Raw genomic sequence first — 21,050 nt, 5'->3', positions numbered from 1 at the left:
AAAAAACCAGGCAAAAACCCAACAAAAAAACTGAAAGTCTGTATTGCAGATGCACCACTTTCTGACCTCGATATATTCATGACGTGGTCACACAGCACGGCATAGCCTCCACTACTATCAGGCATCCTTATTTAATTGAAAGGTGATTCATGAATCAGAAGATGAAGTTGACCCACTTGGTCGGGGCACTCCTATGTGTCGGCGTTGTTTCCACCGCGCACGCGCAAAGCAGCGTCACGCTCTACGGGCTCCTCGATACGGGTATCGACTTCGCCAGCAACGTCAACGGTAACCATCTCTATCAAATGGCCAGCGGCGTCAGCGCAGGCAGCCGCTGGGGTCTCAGAGGCAAGGAAGATCTCGGTGCCGGTCTCTCGGCCGTGTTCGATCTGGAAAGCGGCTTCAATTCGACCAACGGTAGCCTCGGTAGCGGTCTGGCCTTCTCCCGTAATGCCTACGTCGGGCTCGCAAGTCAAACGGTCGGTACCGTCACGCTCGGGCGGCAGTGGGATCCGGTCGTCGATCTCATTGAGCCGTTCTCGCTCAACGATAGCTACGGCGGTTGGTATTTCTCCCACCCCAATGACATGGACAACCTCGACAACGGCTTCGCCATCAGCAATTCGGTGAAGTACACGAGTCCCACCATCGGTGGCTTTACCGGAGAAGCCCTCTATTCGTTTGGCGGACAAGCAGGCCAGTTCTCCAATAACGCCGCCTATAGCGCGGCAGCGTCGTATACGAACGGGCCATTCTCGATGGGAGCAGGCTATCTGCGCGTCAACGATCCCGAACAGTCGGTCCAGAGCTATCAGAATGGCTCGGGCTACACCAATGCGGTGTACGGCAACTATCTGGCTAACGCCCGTAGTCAAGGCATCTTTGCCGCCGGTGCGTCGTATCAGATCGGCAAGTTCAAGGTGATGGGCAACTTCACCAACGTCAATTTCCAACAGGGCGATGCCGGGCAAGACGTCAAATTCCAGAACTATGAAATCGCCGGCACCTTCGCGGCAACCAGTCAGCTGAATCTCGCAGCAGGCTACACCTACACGGACGGCCGCGATCACGCGACCAATCAGGAACCGAAGTATCAGCAGCTCAACCTGAGCGCTGAGTACGAACTGTCGAAGCGCACCGCCGTCTATGCGCTCGCAGCGCTGCAGAAGGCCAGTGGCGGCGCCGTCGCGCAGATCGCCGGCTTCAATCCGTCGTCTGACGGTAAGCAGGTGGTCGGCCGCGTGGGCCTTCGTCACTCGTTCTAAAGTATCAGCACCAAGTAGAAGAGCGCGCTGCCTGAAAGGGTAGCGCGCTCTTTTTTGTTCATGAACCAAAATAGATATTGCAGTAGCTCGGTGGGCCGACGCAGTTGTCGGCGCTGGTGGGTGTCGACGTTGTCGCGCAGCCGGATAGCAGCAGTCCGGCTGCAACAGCGGCAACGGTAAACGAGGCAGTGCGTTTGATCGCGGTGCGAAGAGTCATTGATGTCGGGGCGAGAAGCGCAGGGTGTTGCGTTTAACGATAGATCCGGCCCAGCGTCCCGCATACCGGCGGCGCGGAGACGGCCGAAGTAGCCGTGGCCGCAAGGCCGGAGGCGACGAGGCGCGCCAATGCGCCGCGCAGCCGTTTGTCTTTGTTCACGCGCATTTCAGTGTGCGTAAACCGTCGAGTTCAGATATGCAAGCTGGCCATCCTTCTCTGCATGCACCAGTTCCCCATAGACCTGCGCACGCGTCTTCCCCGCAGTCGCTTGACCATAAGGCGGCACCCACGATCCAGCGGCGTTGACCGCGGCGGTGCTGTTTGCCGCCACTTGCATCGTCGGCGTAGCGTTCTGTTGCGTCGGCGCTGTGGTCGATTGAGCGAAAGCGGAAGCCGTTGCAGTTGCACCGATGAAAGCGATGGCGAGCGTCAGAGATTTCATATTCGTAATCCTCACAAATAAAATTGGATGGAACCGATGCGCGAACCGCAATGCATTCGTGGATCGGTTGATGAGAAGGATAGTCACCTGGCTTTAGCGGATCGGTGGTGTGCACATGAAAAGATATTTATCTGTTTAAGCTTCGCTGCGCCAATGTTTCATAGGCTCTTCGGCTACATGTCATGAACATAAAAAACCTTTCATGAATCGACCGGTTTTGATCACGGGTATGTCACCGCGCAAATCTACATTGCGGCTACCCGCACGGTGTGCGGGATCGGTCCGTCAATGCGCGGACCGGCGCTTTCTCTTACCCGGAATCAAACATGAACAAAGCATTGGCAACCACACTCGTCGTGCTGGCAGGCACCTTCAGCGCGGCGGCGCACGCACAAAGCAGCGTCACGCTCTACGGGACGCTCGATACGGGCATCGATTACATTAGCAATCAGAAAACGGCTTCAGGCGGAAAGAGCAACTGGATCATGGAAAGCGGCAATGTCAGTACCGACCGCTGGGGCCTGCGTGGTAACGAAGATCTGGGCGGCGGGCTGAGTGCGGTCTTCGATCTGGAGAACGGTTTTAATATCGACAGCGGCAAGTTCTCCAATGGCGGCGACGAGTTCGGCCGTCAGGCATGGGTCGGTATCGCGAGCAAACAGTGGGGCACGGTGACGATGGGCCGGCAGTATGACTTCCTGGTCGATTTCGTCGCGCCGCTTTCGGCGACCGGCTCGGGCTTCGGCGGCAATATCGCCGACCATCCGTTCGATAACGACAATCTCAACAACGATCTGCGCATGAACAACGCGCTGAAATTCCGCAGCGCGACCTATGACGGCTTCACGGTCGGCGGCGCCTACGCCTTCAGCAATGCAGCGGGCGGTTTCAGCAACAACAACGCATATAGCCTTGGCGCGCAATGGGCGGCCGGTCCGTTCAATCTGGCGGTTGCCTATTTGCAGGTGAACCAGCCGGGCGGCGTCAATCAGCCCAACAATACCGGCGGCGCGGTGAGCAGCAGCGACGGCGATGCGACCTTCACCGGCGCACGCCAACGTATCCTCGGCGCCGCTGGACGCTATACGTTCGGTGCAGCGACGGTCGGCCTCGTCTTCACGCGGACGATGCTCGACGATCCGCATCAGATCACGCAGGGCGGCGCGTATTCCACGCTCAACGGCGATCTGCTGACCTTCAATAACTACGAACTGAACGCGCGCTATGCGATTACGCCGGCGTTCTCGCTGGGCGGTTCGTACACGTACACCGACGGACATTTCAGCGACGCCGGCAAGAGTGTCGCGCCGAAGTGGAATCAGTTCATGCTGCAGGCAGACTACGCGTTGTCACGCCGCACCGATGTGTATCTGGAAGGGGTGTATCAACGGGTGTCAGGCGCGGATGGCATTGCGGTGCTCGGCAATGCGTCGATCTATTCGCTGGCGGCTTCGTCGAGCGACCGGCAGGCGGTTGTAGCCTTGGGAATGCGGCATCGGTTCTAAGCGCCGCGAGTGCACCGCAAGCCGCGTTAAGCGTGCCTGAAACACAAACGTCGCCAGTGATAAACCGGCGACGTTTTTTCTACGGCGTTGGCGGACTCGATCCGCAGATTCCGCAGATTCAATCAGCAGAAGCGAGCACCCTCGGATGCACCGTTTGCGCACCCGCCGCCTGAACTACAGGCGAGCCCGTAGCGCCGTCCGGCGACCAGCCCCCTCCCAGTGCCTCGATCAGTCCCACTGAGGCCAGCAGGCGCCGCGTAGTGAGGTTCAATGCATCGATCTGTGTGGTGAGTTCGGTGGTTTGCGCGGTCACCACGTCCAGATAGCTGACCACGCCGTCACGATAGCGCGACATCGAAAGCGTCAACGTGCGTTGTGCTGCGACGAGCGCCTCGTTCTGTTGCGTGGCCTCGTCGCCGAGATGATGCAATTGCGCGAGGTTGTCTTCAACCTGCTGGAAGGCGAGCAGCACGGCGGCCTTGTACTTCGCGCCGTTCTCGGCGAGCTTGGCGCGCGCCTGTTGCGTGATTGCCTCACGGCGGCCGCCGTCGAACAGCGTGAGCACCAGGCTGGGCCCGACCGACCAGATTTCGTTCGGCGCCATCAGCCACGGCGAAAGCGTGTCGCTTTGATAGCCGCCGTCGAGGCCGAGCGAAATGTCCGGGAAGAATGCTGCTTTGGCCACGCCGATTTTTGCATTGGCCTCGGCGACGCGCCGCTCGGCCGCCGCAATGTCGGGGCGTCGTTGCAGCAGCGCTGCGGGGACGCCCGTTGGAATCGACGGCAGGTAAGCCGTTTCGATTTCCGGCGCGAGTGTGAAGGTCGACGCGGGTGTGCCGGTCAGGCTGGCGATCGCGTGCTCGTACAGCGCGCGGCGCGCAGCGATGTCATCGGCGGAGGCGCGCGCGGTGTCGAGTTGAGTCTGCGCGCGCGACACGTCGAGGTCCGAGGCGATGCCGCCCGCGTGGCGGCTGAGCGTGAGCTTGAGCGCGTGCTGGTAGGTGTCGATCGTATCGTTGAGCAGCTGCTGCTGTTCGTCGAGTCCGCGCAGATTGAAATACGCGCTCGCCAGATCGGCCTGCAAACTCAAACGTACCGACTCGAGATCGTCCTCGCTCGCCTGCATCGCAGATCTGCCCGCAGAAACCTCGTTGCGGATCTTGCCCCATAGGTCGAGGTCGTAGCCGATGCCTACGTCAACGGTATTCGTGCCGTACACCGAAGGCTGATCCGTGCCACGCAGCGGGCGGTTATCCGACTGTCTCTGGCGTTCGACCGATGTTCCCGCGCCGATCGTCGGGAACAAACCCGAGCGGGCTTGCGACAGGTAGGCGGTGGCTTCGTCGTGGCGTGCCATCGCTGCGGCCACGTCCGGATTGGCGGCAGCCACCTGAACTTCGAGGTGATCGAGTACCTGATCGCGATACACGCTCCACCACGCATCGCGCGGCACACGGTCGGCCGGTCTGGCGAGTTGCCACGCGCCGCCTTCCTTGAAGGTTGTCGGGATGCGGGTGGCCGGCGCCTGGTAGGTCGGCGCGAACGAGCAGCCGCTCACCAGCGCCGCGGCCGCCAGCACGATGCAGATGCGGCGTTTATCCATGAGTACTCTCCGCCGGCCGGCGTTCGGCTAGCGATGTGTCCGTCGCGCCGGCCGGATTGCCCTGGAGACGCACGGCATCGCCCGAAGCGAGCGAGTCGGGCGGATTGTCGATCACGCGGTCGGTTGGATTCAGGCCTGACGCGATCTCGACGTGTGTGCCGAGATCGGTGGCAATCGAAACCGATTTGAGTACCGCATGGTTGTCGTTGCCGACGACAGCGACTTGCAGACCATGCTGCCGGAAAATGAGCGAACTGGCCGGGATCGACAAGGCATGTGAGTTGGTCGGCAGCGCGAAATGCACCTCGGTATATTCGCCTGGGATCAGCAAACCGTCCTGATTGTCGACCGCGAGTTGCACCAGCAGCGTGCCAGAAGAGGGCGTGATCGCATCGTCGGTATCGACGAGTTTGGCGTTGAACTTCACGCCGGGGCGCTCGGGCACGGTGAGCGTGGCGGTCATGCCGGGTTTGATGGCGGCCGCCTCATCCTGCGGCACGCTCACATAGACGCGCAATTGATGTGCGTCGGAGACCGAGAACAGTTCAGGCCCGTTGCCGCCGCCCGCATTGATGAGCGCGCCGATATCGGTGGTGCGCGCGGTGACGATGCCGTCGAACGGGGCGGTGATGCGCTTGAACGATTCGAGCGCTTCGAGGCGCCTTACATTGGCTTCGGCTGCCGCTACCGTTGCCTGCTTGGCGACGAGATCGCTGGTCTTTTCATCGGCATCCTGCTGTGAGACTGAATCTTGCTGCAGCATCTTCGTCCAACGGCTCGCTGTGGATGCGGCGAGTTTTTCGTTAGCCACCGAGTTCTGCAAATCGGCACGGGCCTGCAGCAATTGTTGATCGAGGTCGGGCGTGTCGATTTCCCCGAGCAACTGTCCAGCTTTGACGTGGGTGCCGATATCCGCGTACCACGCATGCAGATAACCCGACACGCGTGCGTAGATCGGCGCGTTTACGAAGGCGGATAGCCGTCCGGGCAACACCAGTGCCTGCGCGTCGAGGTCGTGTTGGGGCGTGTACGCAACCACCGTCGGCACGGCTTGCTGGGCTGACCAGGTGGTGAGTTCCTGCTTCGCATGCACGCGGCTGGCAATGCCGCTAGTCACGATGCCCGCTGCCGCCAGCAGCGCGACGATACCGGCCAGCTTCAGATGACGCAGCCGCTTCGGCGAATTGATCTCGATCTCAGTGGACATGATGGACTCCGGGTTCGGATGATGAGTGATCGTGCGTGGGGTCGTTTGATGAACTGTGCGATGGGCCATGTGACGGACTGTGTGGCGCGTCATGAGCGGCCGCATCGCGACGATGCACAAGGCTGAACACGACCGGTACGAACAGCAGCGTGGCGAAAGTCGCGCAAATCAGCCCGCCGATGACGGCGCGGCCGAGCGGCGCGTTCTGTTCGCCACCGTCGCCCAGGCCGAGCGCCATCGGCGCCATGCCGATGATCATCGCGAGCGCGGTCATCAACACTGGGCGAAAGCGCGTGAAACCGGCTTCCATCGCCGCGACCAGCGCATTGCCGGTCACCGTCAGCCTCTCGCGGGCGAAGCTCACCACCAGAATGCTGTTGGCGGTTGCGACACCCATGCAGAGAATCGCGCCAGTCAGCGCAGGCACCGAGAGCGGGGTGTGGGTGGTGAACAACATCCACACGATGCCCGCCAACGCCGCGGGCAATGCGGTGACGATCACGAACGCATCGCTCCACGAGTGGAAGTTCACGACGATCAGCAGATAGATCAGCAGGATCGCGCCAACCAGTCCGAGCGACAAACCGAGGAACGCGCTGTTCATCGTCTGCACCTGGCCGCGCAGTGTGACGATCGAGCCCTTCGGCACATCTTTCGCGGTCGCATGGAGGATGTTCTGGATCTTCGCGGCGACGGCGCCGAGATCCTGACCTTGAGTGGTCGCGAACACGTCGTAGAGCGGCTCGATGTTGTAGTGCGAAACCACCGCATTGCCGACGCCGCGGGAAATGGTCGCGATGCCGCCGAGAATCTGCGCCTGGCCGCTCTTGCTGGTCACCGGCAGGTTGCTGAGATTCGACAGGGACGTCATGCGGTATTGCGGCGTCTGCGCGACGATCGGATACGACACGCCGTTCTTCGGATTCAACCAGTAAGTCGGCGATACCTGGCTCGTACCCGAGAGACTCGCCACCACGGAATTGGTCACATCCTGCTCGGTGATGCCGAGTTGATCGGCGCGCGTGCGGTCCACCGACACGGTGAATTGCGGATACGTCGAGGCCTGCTGGATGCGCGTATCGGCAATGCCGGGAATCATGCGCATGCGCCGCATGACTTCGTTGGCGTAGCGATGATTGGCCGCCTGGTTCGGCCCCGCTACCTGCAGGTCGATTGGGGCGGGCGCACCGAAATTCAGAATCTGACTGACGATATCGGCCGGCAGGAACGCGAACGTCGTCCCCGGGAACTGGCGCGGCAGTGTTTCGCGGAGCTCGCGCACAAAGCGGGCAGTCGGGTGATGGCTCTCGTTCAGCGAGATCAGAATATCGCCGTCCTGCGGTCCGATTGTGCCGCTGTTGTTATAGGTGAGGTTGATACCGCTATTGGGCAAGCCGATGTTGTCGATGATGCTGCGCAACTGGTCTGGCGGAATGGCGCGGCGCACCGCGTTTTCGATCAGATCGAATTGCGCGGCAGTATCTTCGATCCGCGTGCCGACCGGGGCGCGCACATGGATCGCGATCTCGCCGGAGTCGATATCCGGAAAGAAATTGCGGCCGAGCCACGGCGCGAGCAGGAAGGACGCGCCGACCACGATCAGGAAACCGGCCACGAAACGCTTGCGATGTGTGAGCGCAAGGCCAAGCACGATGCGGTACACACTGCGCACGCGCTCAAAACGGTGCTCGAAGCCGCGCTGAAAGCGCACCAGCGGATTGCGCGAGGGTGCGGCATGCGAGTGGCCGCCATGCGAATCCATCACCGCGGCCAGTTCGCCGGAGGCGTGACCGCCGGATGCATGCGGGCGCAACAGGTATTGCGCCATCATGGGCACGAAGGTGCGCGACAGAATGAACGAGGCGATCATCGCGAAGATCACCGCTTCGGCCATCGGTACGAAGAGGAAGCGCGCAATGCCGTCGAGCAGCAGCATCGGCACAAAAACGATGCAGATACACAGTAGCGAAACGAAGGCCGGCGCGACGATCTGCGCGGCGCCGTCCATGATCGCACTGCGTACGTCCTTGCCCTGTTCGAGATGCCAGTTCATGTTTTCGATCGTGACGGTGGCGTCGTCGACCAGAATCCCGACCGCCAGCGCGAGACCGCCGAGCGTCATCACATTGAGCGTTTCGCCCATCGCGGCCAGACCCGCAATGGCTGCCAGCACGGCAAGCGGAATGGACGCCGCGATGATGAGCGTCGAGCGCCAACTGCCGAGGAACAGCAGAATCATCAGCGAAGTGAGCGCGGCGGCGATCACACCTTCACGCGCCACGCCGCTGACGGCGCCTTTCACGAAGGTCGATTGATCGCCCATCGTCACGAGCTTCAGTCCGGGGGGCAGCGTCGCTTCGATGCGCGGCAATTGCGCCTTGACGCCGGAGATGATGTTGAGCGTCGACGCGGAGCCGTTCTTCAGAATGCTCATCAGCACCGCGCGATGACCGTCCACGCGCACCACGTTGCTTTGCGGCGGATAGCCGTCGCGCACGTGAGCCACATCGCGGATATAGATCGTTGCGCCGTCCACGGTCTTGATCGGCAACGCGTTCAGTTCGTCGAGCGCGCGCGGGCTGTTGTTCAGCTTGATGTTGTATTCGAAGCGGCCGATTTTTTCGGTGCCCGCCGGAATGATCTGATTCTGCTGGGCAAGTGCGGTAGCGACATCGTTGGCTGAAAGTTTTTTCGCCTGTAGGGCTTGCGGATCGAGGTCGATCTGCACTTCGCGGGTCTTGCCGCCGTACGGCGTCGGAATCGCCACGCCGGGCACGCTCAGCAATTGCGGACGAATAAAGTTTGTCGCGTAGTCGGCGAGTTTCTGTTCGTCGAGTGTATTGCTGGTCAGCGCAAGTTGCAGCACTGGCACGGTGGAGGCGTTGTAGTTGAGAATCTGCGGCGGCGTCGTGCCGGGTGGCATTTGCTTGAGCACCGTCTGCGAAACGGAGGTCACCTGTGCGGTGGCGGTGCGGATATCCACCGTCGGCTGGAAGAAGATCTTGACGATGCCGTAGCCGCGAAACGATTGCGACTCGATATGCGCGACGTCGTTGACGGTCGTGCCGAGCGTGCGCTCGTAGTAGGTGACGATGCGGCCGGACATGTCGTCCGGTTGCAGGCCGGCGTAGTTCCAGACCACGCTGATCACGGGAATGCGGATGTCGGGAAAGATATCCGTCGGCGTGCGCAACGCGGCAAGCGGGCCGATCAACAGGATCAGCATCGCAAGCACGATGAACGTGTAGGGCCGGGTCAAAGCTAACCGGACTATTTTTAACATCGAAGGCTGCTCCGTTCAGAGGCGCGATTGAATCTGCGCGGTCGTGTGGCGGTTAGGGCTCGCCCCAATGGCGCGGCCCGGTAACGGCATTCTGGAGAGCGGGTCCTAACAGTCGTGGACTAAACAAATGAAACTAGTTTTAGGAAGCCGGGACGGTGCGTGCGATTGCATCGATAGCCACGTTGCAACGGCTTTAGCGCTGCATGCAGCGCTAAAGCTCCGTCAGAAAACCTGCGGGTAGAGCGGCGTCAGCCGAACAGATAGCCTGAGCCTCGAATGGTGCGGATCAACGGGCGCCCGCCGGGCATCTCCACTTTCTTGCGCAATCGGCCTACGTGTACGTCGATCAGGTTGGTGCCGGGATCGAAGCGGCAGCCCCACACGGCTTCGAAAATCATCGTGCGCGTGAGCACCTGGCCGGTGTGCCGCATCATGAATTCGAGCACGCGGAATTCGGTAGGTTGCAGATCGAGCTCGCGCTGCTGGAAGGTGACTTTGCGGCGTACCAGATCGAGCTCCAGCGCGCCGCTGCGCAGCACCGTTTCAGCTTTGGCATGACGTGGGCGCCGACGCAACAGTACCTCGACGCGCGCGAACATTTCCTCCGACGAGAATGGCTTGGTCAGATAGTCGTCGCCGCCGGCGCGCAGGCCTTGAATTCGCTGATCGACATCGGACATCGCGCTCATGACGAGCACCGGCGTTTCCATGCCGACGCCACGCATCGTTGCCACGATGGTGAGGCCGTCGAGGTCGGGCAGCATGCGGTCGAGTGTGACGACGTCGTAGTCACCCGCCATCACTTTCGCCATGCCTTCGCGGCCGGTGCGCGCCACGTCGACGGAGAAACCACTCGCGCTGAGCGTACGCACGATGTCGTGTGCGATCAACTCGTCATCTTCGATCGTTAGTATTTTTGGCATAGTGCGCGAGCCCGGATCAGGCTACAGCGCGCAGTGCAACCGGGCGGTCCGGCGCGCGATACTGGCCGACCGCGAAGTCGATGAAACTGCGCACGCGCATCGACAGATAATTGCGGCCGGAGTAGAGAATCGACACCTGGCGCGGGCCGCCGTTGATTTCGAACTGTTCGAGCACGGGCACGAGCGCGCCTTGTGCGAGATCGTCGGCAATGATCGGCAGCGGCAGCAAGGCGATACCCATATGGTTGAGCGCGGCCACGCGCACCATCGCGCTGCTCGTTGCGGTGAGCGCGCTGCCGGTGTTGACGCGGTAGATGCCGTCGGCGTCGGCGAACTCCCAGGCGCGCGACGAGCCATCTGAGACCGTCAGCAAACCGTGGCGGTTCAACGCCGCCGGATCGCGAGGCGTGCCGTGACGGGCCAGATAGGCAGGCGAGGCGACCGTGATTTCATCGACGCTAGTCAGCATGCGGCTTACCAGAGAGGAGTTGGCGAGCCGCCGGTCGTCGGAGAAACACACGTCGAAACCGCCTTCCACCAGATCGATATGCGTGTCGAACGTCGTCACGTCGAAATCCACGCGTGGATGCAGCGTGCGATACGCGGCCAGCAACGCACCCAGGCCGGCGGTCGCGAACGTCATCGGTGTAGCGATTCGCAGCGTACCCTGTGGATCGCGCGTGGTCTCAAGCAGGGCCGATTCCATCTCGTCGAGCTTCTCGATGATCGTGCGGCAACCGTCGAGATACTCGCGGCCCACGTCGGTGAGCGAAAGACTGCGCGTGGTGCGGTTCAGCAAGCGCATATTCAGATGCGCTTCCAGTGTGCCGACGCTGCGCGTGACCGCTGCTGCCGACATGCCTAACTGTCTCGCCGCAAGATTGAAGCTGGCGAGATCGACCACCCGTGTGAAGACACGCATCGCTTGTAGCTGGTTCATGTTGGAACAGTAGAGAAGGACGATGGGTGCATCATCGGCGATCGCAGATAAAACGGCACTGCTAGGCGGATTAAGTCTTTTTTAACTTTGTGCAATGTTCATGAACTGCGCGGCCGATCCTGCATATCGATCCGGGCGATAACGATATGTATGCCTAAGCGACGCGCAAAAAAAGAGCGCGGACGGAGCCGCGCTTCGGAAAGAGACCTGAATGAAAGTAGCCGCTATGACACGGCGAGGGAAGTATGGGTGCGGGGCGCTGCGAGGTGCACGCACAATCTGAAACGCACTGCTGCGCGAAACGCAACAAGCTGCGTGCGTTCGCGTTTCGGTGGATTCAGTTGAGCAGGCCGTGTACTTCGAGCGATGCTTCCAGTTGCTGTGCCAACGCGTGATGCAGCCTGGCGAGGCTCTCGGTGGGGAGCGCGAAGCCTGCCCATCCCAGCCCGGAATGCCGCAGGAACAGCACCGCACCGTCATGCAGTGGATGCTTTTCAGCGTGCCAGCATGGATCGATTTCAATCACATACTGATGCGTGCGCAGCGGCTCTTTAGGCACTTCAGGACGCATCGTGGCGCGCAGCGCGCTGAGGTGTTCGATCACGGCGTCCAGATCGGCCACTTCCAGCAGTACCGCACGGTCCTCGACGGCGATACGAACCGCGTTCTGTCCATACTCGTTGACTCTCTCGATGCTCATGGGGCGCGACATGTCTCTGCTCCTTCCAGCTCTCACGGTACGTAAATTATGGAACCGCCTGGCCATGGGAATTCTTAAAGAGCGCAATCCAGGCATGAAACTTTGTTTAAGGAAACCGCCTGGCACGGCTCCCGGAGCAGCCCTGAATCGTCTGATGTTTTCACGGCATGGGCAAATGAAAGGTAAATTTAATCATATGTTAAGTAAGCCGGATGTTTCATTATAGAAACGTTTTTAGCCGATTGAGAATTTAGCGCCAAAATGCTTAATATGGATTGTCTCGATAAATGTTCGGTTCACCACATTGGTACTGTTCATAAATTCCCGATTTGCGAATAAAAGGCTGATTGAGTGTTCATTATTTGCGAGGTTCCGAGTTCAGGTTTGAAACACTTTCGGATGTTATCGCGGCGAATCGGCGCCGCGAATCCTGCGATCCATGATAAGTTCGTGCGACCATGCGGCAGGCTTGGAAGTGAGTCTGTATAAGGTTTCGCGGCTTTCGGGCGGCCGCCGGTCCGGCATGATCCGCGGCTATGCCGGCTCATATGCAGCCCGTCATATGAAACACACAATAATGGTTTTCTTCATACATTGGATTTCTCGATGCCAATTTGTTTTTCAAATTTACTATAGCGAAGCATTCCGCTAACATCACGCATAATCCGTTAAGAGGCGTTGCCGGCGGTTTTCACCCGCCGTAATTCAATTCGACCATATCGGCCGGCCGACGGGGCAGCGGGGTCCACAACGTACGACAGTTTGGGGAAAGATCATGCCGCACATGCATCTGGATACTGCGAGGATTACCTGGTTACATACGCCTACGCTCAACGTGCGTAGCGCAGCGCGGCGAATCGGCGTGTTGCTGTTCGACGGCTTCTGGCTGCTCGGGCCTGGCACGGTGGTCGAGATGTTCCAGACCGCCAACGAACTCTCGGGCGCGCGGGCCGGCGAAGAGCCACCTTATGAAGTGCAGTTTCTGTCCATGGACGGCGGCAGCGTGGCGAGTTCTTCATCGGCGCGGATCTGGACTGACCGCATCGACACACGCTACGGCAGCGGTTTCGACGTGCTGTTCATCGCAGGCGGCTACGGCGCGCATGAGGCCGCGCTCGACGAACGGCTGCTGGGTTGGCTGCGATCGGTGCAAACGCGCACCCGCGCGATCGAGACGATCGGCGAGGGCCGTCTTGTGCTGGAAGCGGCGGGTCCCACGGAGCATGACGACCTGCAGGTGAACCGCTATCTGAGCAGTGCCACGACCGATGTCGCGCGCAGCGCCGCCAACGATCGCAACGATTGTGCGCGCAGCGCGCTGATGTTCATCAAGCGCGATCTCGGCGCGGAGCTCGCACGCAGCGTCGCCGATCGGGTGATGCCGGGCATGGCCGCTACATGGGTACCGCTGCCGGCTGAAGGCGGCACACTCAGTGTCGCTGAGAAAATTCGTGCCGCGGCCCGCTGGATGGAAGCGAATTGCGATCGTCCGGTGTCGGTTGCCGACGCCGCTCAAGTGGCGGCGATGAGCGAGCGAAATTTTCTGCGTCGCTTCAAGCACGAAATGCAGGTCACGCCTTCTGACTATCTGCTGCAGGTGCGGCTGCGAATTGCCTGCAATTTCCTGACCGAAACCGAACTGCCGGTCGACAAGATCGCACGCCGCAGCGGCACGGGCAACGGCGATCGCCTCGCGAAGATATTCCGCAAGCGCATGGCGCTGTCGCCTACCGAATATCGCGCGCGCAGCCGGATGGTGACCGAGGCGTAAGCAAGGGCCGCCGCCGTGCAGACGGCGTACGTCATCGCGCCGGCGCGTGCGTAGCGGCGTGCATCGGCGGTCGTGTTTTCTCCTGGCAAGCTTCTTACGAGCACAGTGGCCATGGGCAACAAGGTAATGGCGACGGCATTGCCGGAGGTGAAACTCATCGAGCCCGAGGTGTTTTGCGACGAATTCGGTTTCTGCTTCGAGAGCTTCAGCGCGGATGAATTTGCCGACGACGTCTCGCCCGATTTCAATTTCGTGCAGGACCGTCATTTGCGGGCAGTGCGTGGCGTGTTGCGCGGGCTGCATTATCAGGTTCAGCGTCCTCAAGGCCGGCTCGTGCGCGTGGTGGTGGGGGAAGTGTTCGATGTCGTGGTAGACGTGCGGCTCAATTCACCTAACTTCGGCAAATGGAGCGGCGCATGTTTGAGCGCGGCGAATCAACGGCAGGTGTGGGTGCCGCCGGGTTTCGCGCACGGTTTCGTGGTGCTGTCCGACACCGCCGAGTGCCTGTGGAAGACCACCGAATACTGGTTCCCCGAACTCGAGCGCTGCATCTTGTGGCGCGATCCTGATATCGGCATCGAGTGGCCGATCGAAATTGAGCCGACCCTCGGTGCGAAGGACGCAGCGGGCCGACGTCTTTACGAAGCGGAAAATTTCGCCTGAGCGCGGCACGCGGGAGCGGTTCTGCGCCGTTCAGCGCGTCGCCACCACGGCGCCCACGCTGGCTGCGACCACCAGCAGCGTACCTGCGATCTGCAAAACGCCCATCGGTTGATGCAGCACCACGAAACCGGCCAACGCGCCGATCGCGGGTTCGACACTCATCAGGATCCCGAACGATGCGGCCGGCATGTGCCGCAATGCCACCATTTCCAGCGCGTAGGGTAACAACGGAACCAGCAATGCGAGGCCCGCGGTTGCGGCGATCTGGCCGGCGGCGATGTGTATGCCGCTTTGTGCGAAGCCGAATGGCGTGGCAATCAGCGCCGCTGCGATCAGCGACACCGACAATCCTTCGAGACCCGCGAACAGGCTGCCGGTCTTTTTCATCAGCACGATATAGCTGCCCCAGCCGAGCGCGGCCCCGAACGCGAGCAGTACGCCGAGCGGCTCGCCGATCCAGCCTGCGCGATCGCGCGAGAGCAGCAGCACGCCGGCAATCGCCAGCGCCGGCCACAGTAATGCTCGCGCGCGGCGCACCGCGAAAGTTGCTACGGCGAGTGGCCCGAGAAAATCGATCGCGACGGCGAGCCCCAATGGAATCCGCTGAAGCGCTGCGAAAAAGCACAGCGTCATGCCGGCCATCGCCGCCCCCAGCGCCCCTGCCGCAAGCCAATGCGAGCGCGAGTAGGAGAACAGACGCGGGCGCACCAGCAATGCAAGCACCACGGCTGCCCAGCAGAGACGCAACCAGGTGGTGCTGAGGGAGCCGTACGCTGCCATCGTCGGTGCGGAGAGCGCGGCGCCGAACTGCACGCTTGACATCGACAGCACGCACAGGAGCGCCGCGCCGGCCGCTGCGCTGGCGGGTTTCATGGGTGTAGGCGCGGAATTCAGTGCCGGGTTGATGGTGGTGTCCTGCATTGTGGCCTCGTTGTCGCGCTTTGATGTCGTTGGACGCTATCTTATCGGTGCAGGCGGTATTAAGATAAGTTGATATTTCTTATGGCGACTTCAAGAAACGTGATGACCCGAGATATTGACAGCAGCCTCCTGCGCGCGTTCGTTACGGTTGCGGAGACCGGCGCCGTGGGTGTGGCGGCGACGCGCCTCGCGCGTACCCAGGCGGCGGTGAGCATGCAATTGCGCCGGCTCGAAGAAGAGCTGGGGCAGCGTTTGCTCGACCGCTCGCCGCGCGGCGTGCAACTCACCGAAGCGGGGCATCTGCTGCTGCCGTTTGCGCACACGATCCTCGGCGCGGGCGCCGATGCGCGGCGGGCGTTGAGTGCGGGGCAGGTGTCCGGCACCGTGCGGCTCGGCATGCTGGAAGATATCGCGGTCGGTCGGCTGCCGCGCGCGCTGCGGCGCTTTTCGATCGCGTATCCGCAGGTGGCGCTGGAGATCGTTGTCGATACCAGTCCAGCGTTGTCGAACCGGCTCGCGGATGGCGGCCTCGACGTGGTCGTCGGAGATCCCGCTTTAGTCGACGCCGTGCCGCTGTTGACCTGGACGCAGCCGCTCTTCTGGGTCGGCGCGCGCGGATTTAGCCGTGACGGCGATGCGGCGTTGCCGGTGGTTGCCTTCGGCGGGGCGTGTCTGTGGCAGCAGCAGGTGTTGACCGCGCTGCGGCGCGCGGGGATTGCCTGGCGCATTGTGTGCACCAGCACGAGTTTGCCGGCGGTGCAATCGGCGGTGGAAGCGGGGCTCGGGGTATCGGTGCTGCTTGACGGCAATATCCGTTCGGAGTCGATGCGCGTGCTGGGTCAGGCCGACGGATTGCCCGATGCGCCCACCGCCGATTTCGGGCTTTTCATGCGCCCGGTTTCCGGCGCGCAGGCCGCCGCCGTGCAGACATTGCAGACGTTCCTCTGCGAAGAATTGCATCTGGGTTTGCGGGAAAGCGAGCCGCTTGCGGTACCGGCGAGCTAGTGCGTGGACAACCTGGCGGCCCTAGGTCTGGCATACATGTCCACACGCACGAGGCCGCAGGTGGGCACAATGTCCCATGTGAGTTTTTACGACATTTTTTCTTGAGGCGTTTACTCGCGAAACCTACACTTCGTCCATCCTGATAGCGCAAGGTGTTCAACGTGAAGCGACGTGCAACGACGCAGCAATCCGTCCGTATCGACTACGTGTGTCACGGCGTGGGCCGTGTCGAACTGCGCCGCTTCGATCCGTCGCGCGATTCGTTCGTCGCCTTGACCGCGCTGCTGCATCGGGCTTTCACACGACTCGGTGCGATCGGGCTGAATTGCACATGCGTGGATCAAACGGTGGAGACGACACGTTCACGCGCGACGCGCGGCGATTGCTACGTGGCGGTCTGCGAGGGGCGCATCGTCGGCACGATGACGCTGTATGCACCGGATCATGAGTCGCCGTGCGAGCTGTACCGGTGCGACGACATTGCCAGCTTGCGCCAGTTCGGCGTGGATCCCGTGTGGCAGGCGCGGGGCATCGGTACCTTGTTGATCGCATTCGCCGACCATTGGGCCGCGACACGCGGGTATGCGGAGCTGGCGCTCGATACGCCGCAACCGGCTGCGCACCTGATTGCGTTTTACCGGGGGCAGGGGTTTCGCATTGTCGATTTCGTCCACTTCGACGGCAAGCATTACGACAGCGCGATCCTGAGCAAGCCGCCGGTGGCGACGCGTACGCTCGCGAACTGGTCGCATAGGCTGACTGTGCCGACGAGGATTGCGCGCGCAGCGTGAAAGAGACGGGGCTAGAAGTAAAAGCCCCGGTGCGGCCAGCAAGTATTGCAATACCGTGTGGCAAGTATTGCAACGAGCCGCTGGTTTTCGCGCCGGGGCGGGTGTTTCTTCTCTTACCGGTTGATGCGGTGGTCAGCGTCGCATCACGCCCATCAACAAGGTGACGAGGAAGATCACCACGAAGATGAAGAACAGGACCTTGGCGATTTCCGTTGCGCCTGCGGCGATGCCGCCGAAGCCGAATACCGCAGCGATGATCGCGATGATGAAGAAGATTACAGCGTATCGAAGCATGGGACCTCCCACCGTTGGATTGCTGGATTGAAGTCAAAAACGGCGGCTCGTTGTGGGCACTGCGTGCTTTGACGGGTTTTCTGCCGGCGAGCGATATAGAGCAATAGGTGTGCCCGAGGGGACGAACAAGTGGTGCCCCTAATCGGCCAGCTGGTTTTGTGCTGTTACCATCGCGGATCATCGATTTCCGGCCACCCTTGCCATGCAACACAATCCGCTCAGCGAGATCTCCCTGATCCGCAAGCTGAAGCTCAATCAGCTGATGATCTTCGAACGCGTGCTGGAAACGCGCTCCGTCGTGCGCGCGGCCAACGAGATGCGCTTGACGCAGCCGGCCGTCACCAAGGTCATCCACGAGCTCGAATCGTGTTTCGACGGCGCGCTGTTCGCGCGTTCGAATCGCGGTGTCGTGCCCACTGAGCTGGGCTTGCTGCTCGGACGGCGGGTCAAGTCGCTGATGGCGGAGTTGCGCTACATGACCGACGAGCTCAACGACTTCCGGCTCGGCACCAGTGGCCATGTGATTGTCGGCACGCTCATCTCGGCATCGGCGCGGCTGTTGCCTACTGCGATCGCGATGTTGAAGGCGCGCACACCGAACGTTCTGGTGACGGTGCGCGAGGGCACGACGGCGCATCTGTTCCCGGCGCTGGCGACGGGGGACCTCGACATTGTCGTCGGGCGTTTGCCTGAGCGTGAGCTGCCGATTGCGAGTGCATTTCCGCTGACGCACGAGGCGTTATTCGACGAATCGTTGTGCGTGGTGGTTGGCAAAGGCTATGGGCCTGCGCCGGCCGGCGTGACGCATTTGTCGGAGCTGGTCGGCTCACCGTGGATTTTGCCCACGCCTGATTCGCCCGCGCGGCTTTCGGCGGAGCATCTATTTCGGGCCGCGGGCTTGCCGTTGCCGACGGACATTGTGGAATCGTTGTCGTTGCTGACGAATATAGGTTTGCTGCTCGACACGCCGCGAATAGCGCTAATGCCGCGGGTCGCGGCGCAGCAGTTTGAGGATGCCGGGTTATTGCGGATTCTGGATTTGCCTGAGAGCGGGGCGTTCGGCACCGTGGGATTTTCAGTGCGCTCGCACAAGGAGCAGAGTGCGGCTTGTCAGGCTTTTGTGGCGTGTTTGCGCGAGGCGGTCACGGTAGCAACGCCGACGGACGAAGTCAGTACGTGATGGTTTGTAGAGCTTAGGTAATCGCGAACACCAAAAGAGACGAATACAAAAACCGCAACGGCGCGCGCAGCGCCGCCGGAAGTATGACTGCCTTGTCACAAGCGCCGAATGTGCGAGGGCACAGATTCCAGATGCACCACTACCGTGACTGTGCGGGGGACCCGCTTATGAGCTGGCGGTGTGAGCCGCTTTCTTTTGCCTACTTTTCTTTGCGGCAGGCAAAGAAAAGTAGGTGCCGCCCCGCACAGGGGCAACGCTAATAGACCACAAACCTAAGAAAGCAGGACCAACCGAACACCAACCTCAAACCGCCAAACGCTCCGCGTCATCACTCAGCGCGACCTCAAAAAAACGCGCCTGCGCATCACCACTAGTCCGAGCATAAGCCCGATTAACCCCACTAATAACAGCCCGAATAGAAGCAGTCACCAGATTCGCATCAATCCCCACTCCAAACGCGCTTCCAGCCACATCGGCCCCAGCCATCTCAGCGACAGCCACAGCGCGAGCATCCGCGCCCTGAGCCAAAGCCCGCTCTTCATAGTGCTGAATACGCACAGGCACACCGATCGCGTGCATCAACGCATCAAGCGGACCATTCCCTTCACCGCTCAGCACGCGCCGCGAACCATTGATATCGACAGTCAGTTTGATATGCTCGCGACCCTCGTATTCGGACAGACTATGTCCAACATAGTGAATCGGCGCCGCGCTATGCACATACTCCTGCTGGAACAACTCCCAGATCTGCGCTGGCGTAACCTCATGACCACTCTCATCGGTAAACCGCTGCACAGCAGAGCTGAAATCGACCTGCAAGCGCCGCGGCAACACGACCCCGTAACTCTGCTCGAGCAAGTAAGCAATCCCGCCTTTGCCTGACTGGCTATTCACGCGAATGACTGAATCGTAGGTCCGCCCGAGATCGCTCGGATCGATCGGCATATAAGGCACTTCCCAGATCGCATCTGGTTTCTGCACGGCAAGACCCTTCTTGATCGCATCCTGATGCGAGCCGGAGAACGCGGTGAACACCAGATCGCCGACATACGGATGACGCGGATGCACCGGCAACTGCGTGCATTCCTCCGCGGTACGCGCGACTTCATTGATATTGGAGAAGTCGAGTTCAGGATCGACACCCTGCGTGTACAGATTCAACGCAAGCGTCACGAGATCGACATTGCCGGTGCGTTCGCCATTGCCGAACAAACACCCTTCGACGCGATCCGCTCCCGCCATGACCGCCAGTTCCGCAGCAGCCACGGCCGTGCCACGATCGTTATGCGGATGCACCGAAACGATCAACGAATCGCGACGCGCGAGATTACGATGCATCCATTCGATCTGGTCCGCGTAGACGTTCGGCGTAGCCATTTCGACGGTAGCGGGCAGGTTGACGATCGCTTTGTGTTCGGGCGTCGGTTGCCAGATATCGAACACGGCGTCGCAGACTTCCTTGGCGAATTCGAGTTCGGTGCCGCTGAACACTTCCGGGCTGTATTGCAGCGTGAAGTGCGTTTGCGGCGCGGCGTCGGCGAGACGCTTCATGGTCCGCGCGGCGTTTTGCGCGAGCTCTTTGACACCGCTCTTTTCGAGGCCGAACACGATGCGGCGGAATTCCGGCGCCGTGGCGTTGTACAGGTGGACGATGGCGCGCGGCACGCCACGCAAGGATTCGAAGGTGCGTTCGATCAGGTCGTCGCGAGCTTGGGTCAACACTTCGATGGTGACGTCGTCGGGGATGTGGCCGCCTTCGATCAACTCACGCACGAAATTGAAGTCGGTCTGCGAGGCAGACGGAAAGGCGACTTCGATTTCCTTGAAGCCGATCTGTACCAGCGTCTTGAACATGCGCATCTTGCGTTCCGCGTTCATCGGCTCGAACAACGCCTGATTGCCGTCACGCAGGTCGGTACTCATCCAGATCGGCGCGCGCGTGATGACGCGCGACGGCCACTGGCGGTCCGTCAAATTGATGGGTTTGAACGAGTGGTACTTGGTAGCAGGGTTCTTCAACATTTTCATCATCCTTGGGATCGATCAACCTGGGTGTCGACCGGACGACGAAAAGACAAAGCATGGCCGCCGGTCGGAAACCGGGGCTGGGTCAGTTACTGGGGAATTGAGCGGTGCTTCGGGTGTTTCAGACGGAAGCGCGCAGCAGCAGACCTAGCCCGGTAGAGCGGGCTAGTAGTAGCGATAGGGTGGTCTGGGCGCGGTACATAATGCGCAATAGGAACATATTATTGGGGGGGCGTCAAGCGCGATGCGGCGAAACGCATGCCGGCCGGAGAGCCATAGCGCGGCACGGGGGCGCTGGAACCCGAGCCGGTCATG

Annotated in this window: 19 protein-coding genes; 8 read left to right on the top strand and 11 right to left on the bottom strand. The window is 61.0% G+C overall.

What is annotated here, in order from left to right; genetic code table 11:
* Positions 1 to 161 precede the first annotated feature (161 nt).
* A complete protein-coding gene (locus tag KHO31_RS30680) occupies positions 162 to 1,265 on the top strand; it encodes a porin (RefSeq protein WP_236061195.1) in 1,104 nt (367 codons plus the stop codon).
* A gap of 250 nt (positions 1,266 to 1,515) precedes the next feature.
* Here KHO31_RS30680 and KHO31_RS39755 read toward each other — a convergent pair whose 3' ends face one another.
* Together KHO31_RS39755 and KHO31_RS30675 are read right to left on the bottom strand one after the other, a co-directional pair.
* A complete protein-coding gene (locus KHO31_RS39755) occupies positions 1,516 to 1,641 on the bottom strand; it encodes a hypothetical protein (protein WP_268962211.1) in 126 nt (41 codons plus the stop codon).
* Positions 1,642 to 1,648: 7 nt separating this feature from the next.
* Complete coding sequence (locus tag KHO31_RS30675; RefSeq protein ID WP_201075609.1) at positions 1,649 to 1,924, bottom strand: DUF4148 domain-containing protein; 276 nt, start codon at positions 1,922 to 1,924, stop codon at positions 1,649 to 1,651.
* Positions 1,925 to 2,250: 326 nt separating this feature from the next.
* On the opposite strand from KHO31_RS30675, the gene KHO31_RS30670 reads away from it, so the two are divergent.
* Positions 2,251 to 3,429, top strand: coding sequence for a porin (locus KHO31_RS30670; protein WP_201075606.1), 1,179 nt, complete (start codon positions 2,251 to 2,253; stop codon positions 3,427 to 3,429).
* Positions 3,430 to 3,547: 118 nt separating this feature from the next.
* Here the strand turns inward: KHO31_RS30670 and KHO31_RS30665 are convergent, their stop codons facing one another.
* The 6 genes from KHO31_RS30665 to KHO31_RS30640 all read right to left on the bottom strand — a co-directional run bounded on the left by KHO31_RS30665 (position 3,548) and on the right by KHO31_RS30640 (position 12,097).
* A complete protein-coding gene (locus KHO31_RS30665; RefSeq protein WP_211624834.1) occupies positions 3,548 to 5,032 on the bottom strand; it encodes an efflux transporter outer membrane subunit in 1,485 nt (494 codons plus the stop codon).
* Positions 5,025 to 6,239, bottom strand: a complete 1,215-nt coding sequence (locus tag KHO31_RS30660; RefSeq protein ID WP_201086161.1) for an efflux RND transporter periplasmic adaptor subunit — start codon at positions 6,237 to 6,239, stop codon at positions 5,025 to 5,027. Before KHO31_RS30660 ends, KHO31_RS30665 begins: the two co-directional genes overlap by 8 nt.
* The gene (locus tag KHO31_RS30655; RefSeq protein ID WP_201086162.1) at positions 6,229 to 9,522 is read right to left on the bottom strand and encodes an efflux RND transporter permease subunit; all 3,294 of its coding nucleotides are present in this window, start codon (positions 9,520 to 9,522) and stop codon (positions 6,229 to 6,231) included. The genes KHO31_RS30660 and KHO31_RS30655 overlap by 11 nt, the downstream gene beginning before the upstream one ends.
* Positions 9,523 to 9,770: 248 nt before the next feature.
* Positions 9,771 to 10,445, bottom strand: a complete 675-nt coding sequence (locus KHO31_RS30650) for a response regulator transcription factor (RefSeq protein ID WP_201075597.1) — start codon at positions 10,443 to 10,445, stop codon at positions 9,771 to 9,773.
* A 16-nt stretch (positions 10,446 to 10,461) separates the two neighbouring features.
* Positions 10,462 to 11,385, bottom strand: coding sequence for a LysR family transcriptional regulator (locus KHO31_RS30645; RefSeq protein ID WP_201075595.1), 924 nt, complete (start codon positions 11,383 to 11,385; stop codon positions 10,462 to 10,464).
* Positions 11,386 to 11,722: 337 nt separating this feature from the next.
* Positions 11,723 to 12,097 carry a hypothetical protein gene (locus KHO31_RS30640; RefSeq protein WP_201075592.1) on the bottom strand — a complete coding sequence of 125 codons (375 nt, stop codon included), beginning with the start codon at positions 12,095 to 12,097 and terminating at the stop codon, positions 11,723 to 11,725.
* Here KHO31_RS30640 and KHO31_RS30635 point away from each other — a divergent pair.
* The 3 genes from KHO31_RS30635 (at position 12,096) to rfbC (ending at position 14,519) form a co-directional block, all read left to right on the top strand.
* On the top strand, positions 12,096 to 12,311 hold the full coding sequence (locus tag KHO31_RS30635) for a hypothetical protein (protein ID WP_201075590.1): 216 nt from the start codon (positions 12,096 to 12,098) through the stop codon (positions 12,309 to 12,311). The two genes, KHO31_RS30640 and KHO31_RS30635, sit on opposite strands and share 2 nt — an antisense overlap.
* Before the next feature lie 549 nt (positions 12,312 to 12,860).
* Entirely contained in the window at positions 12,861 to 13,856 is a 996-nt protein-coding gene (locus KHO31_RS30630) for a GlxA family transcriptional regulator (protein ID WP_201086163.1), read from the top strand.
* A gap of 111 nt (positions 13,857 to 13,967) precedes the next feature.
* Entirely contained in the window at positions 13,968 to 14,519 is a 552-nt protein-coding gene (gene rfbC, locus KHO31_RS30625) for a dTDP-4-dehydrorhamnose 3,5-epimerase (RefSeq protein ID WP_201086164.1), read from the top strand.
* A gap of 30 nt (positions 14,520 to 14,549) precedes the next feature.
* Here the strand turns inward: rfbC and KHO31_RS30620 are convergent, their stop codons facing one another.
* Entirely contained in the window at positions 14,550 to 15,440 is an 891-nt protein-coding gene (locus KHO31_RS30620) for an EamA family transporter (protein WP_201075585.1), read from the bottom strand.
* A 102-nt stretch (positions 15,441 to 15,542) separates the two neighbouring features.
* Here KHO31_RS30620 and KHO31_RS30615 point away from each other — a divergent pair, with 102 nt between their 5' ends.
* Complete coding sequence (locus KHO31_RS30615; protein WP_236061197.1) at positions 15,543 to 16,445, top strand: LysR substrate-binding domain-containing protein; 903 nt, start codon at positions 15,543 to 15,545, stop codon at positions 16,443 to 16,445.
* Between the two features lie 161 nt (positions 16,446 to 16,606).
* The gene (locus tag KHO31_RS30610; protein WP_201075580.1) at positions 16,607 to 17,236 is read left to right on the top strand and encodes a GNAT family N-acetyltransferase; all 630 of its coding nucleotides are present in this window, start codon (positions 16,607 to 16,609) and stop codon (positions 17,234 to 17,236) included.
* Between the two features lie 132 nt (positions 17,237 to 17,368).
* Here the strand turns inward: KHO31_RS30610 and KHO31_RS30605 are convergent, their stop codons facing one another.
* Positions 17,369 to 17,530 carry a DUF1328 domain-containing protein gene (locus KHO31_RS30605; protein ID WP_035551387.1) on the bottom strand — a complete coding sequence of 54 codons (162 nt, stop codon included), beginning with the start codon at positions 17,528 to 17,530 and terminating at the stop codon, positions 17,369 to 17,371.
* A gap of 202 nt (positions 17,531 to 17,732) precedes the next feature.
* On the opposite strand from KHO31_RS30605, the gene KHO31_RS30600 reads away from it, so the two are divergent.
* Positions 17,733 to 18,710, top strand: a complete 978-nt coding sequence (locus KHO31_RS30600) for a LysR substrate-binding domain-containing protein (RefSeq protein ID WP_201075578.1) — start codon at positions 17,733 to 17,735, stop codon at positions 18,708 to 18,710.
* A 303-nt stretch (positions 18,711 to 19,013) separates the two neighbouring features.
* Here KHO31_RS30600 and leuA read toward each other — a convergent pair whose 3' ends face one another.
* Positions 19,014 to 20,732 (bottom strand): 2-isopropylmalate synthase, encoded by a 1,719-nt coding sequence (leuA, locus tag KHO31_RS30595; RefSeq protein ID WP_201086165.1) that lies wholly within the window; start codon positions 20,730 to 20,732, stop codon positions 19,014 to 19,016.
* Positions 20,733 to 21,050 lie beyond the last annotated feature (318 nt).

The sequence above is a fragment of the Paraburkholderia domus genome, from assembly GCF_905220705.1.
GTDB classification, from domain to species: domain Bacteria; phylum Pseudomonadota; class Gammaproteobacteria; order Burkholderiales; family Burkholderiaceae; genus Paraburkholderia; species Paraburkholderia domus.
The sequence above is the reverse complement of the archived record's forward strand: the minus strand, read 5'-3'. Positions and strand labels throughout refer to the sequence as shown.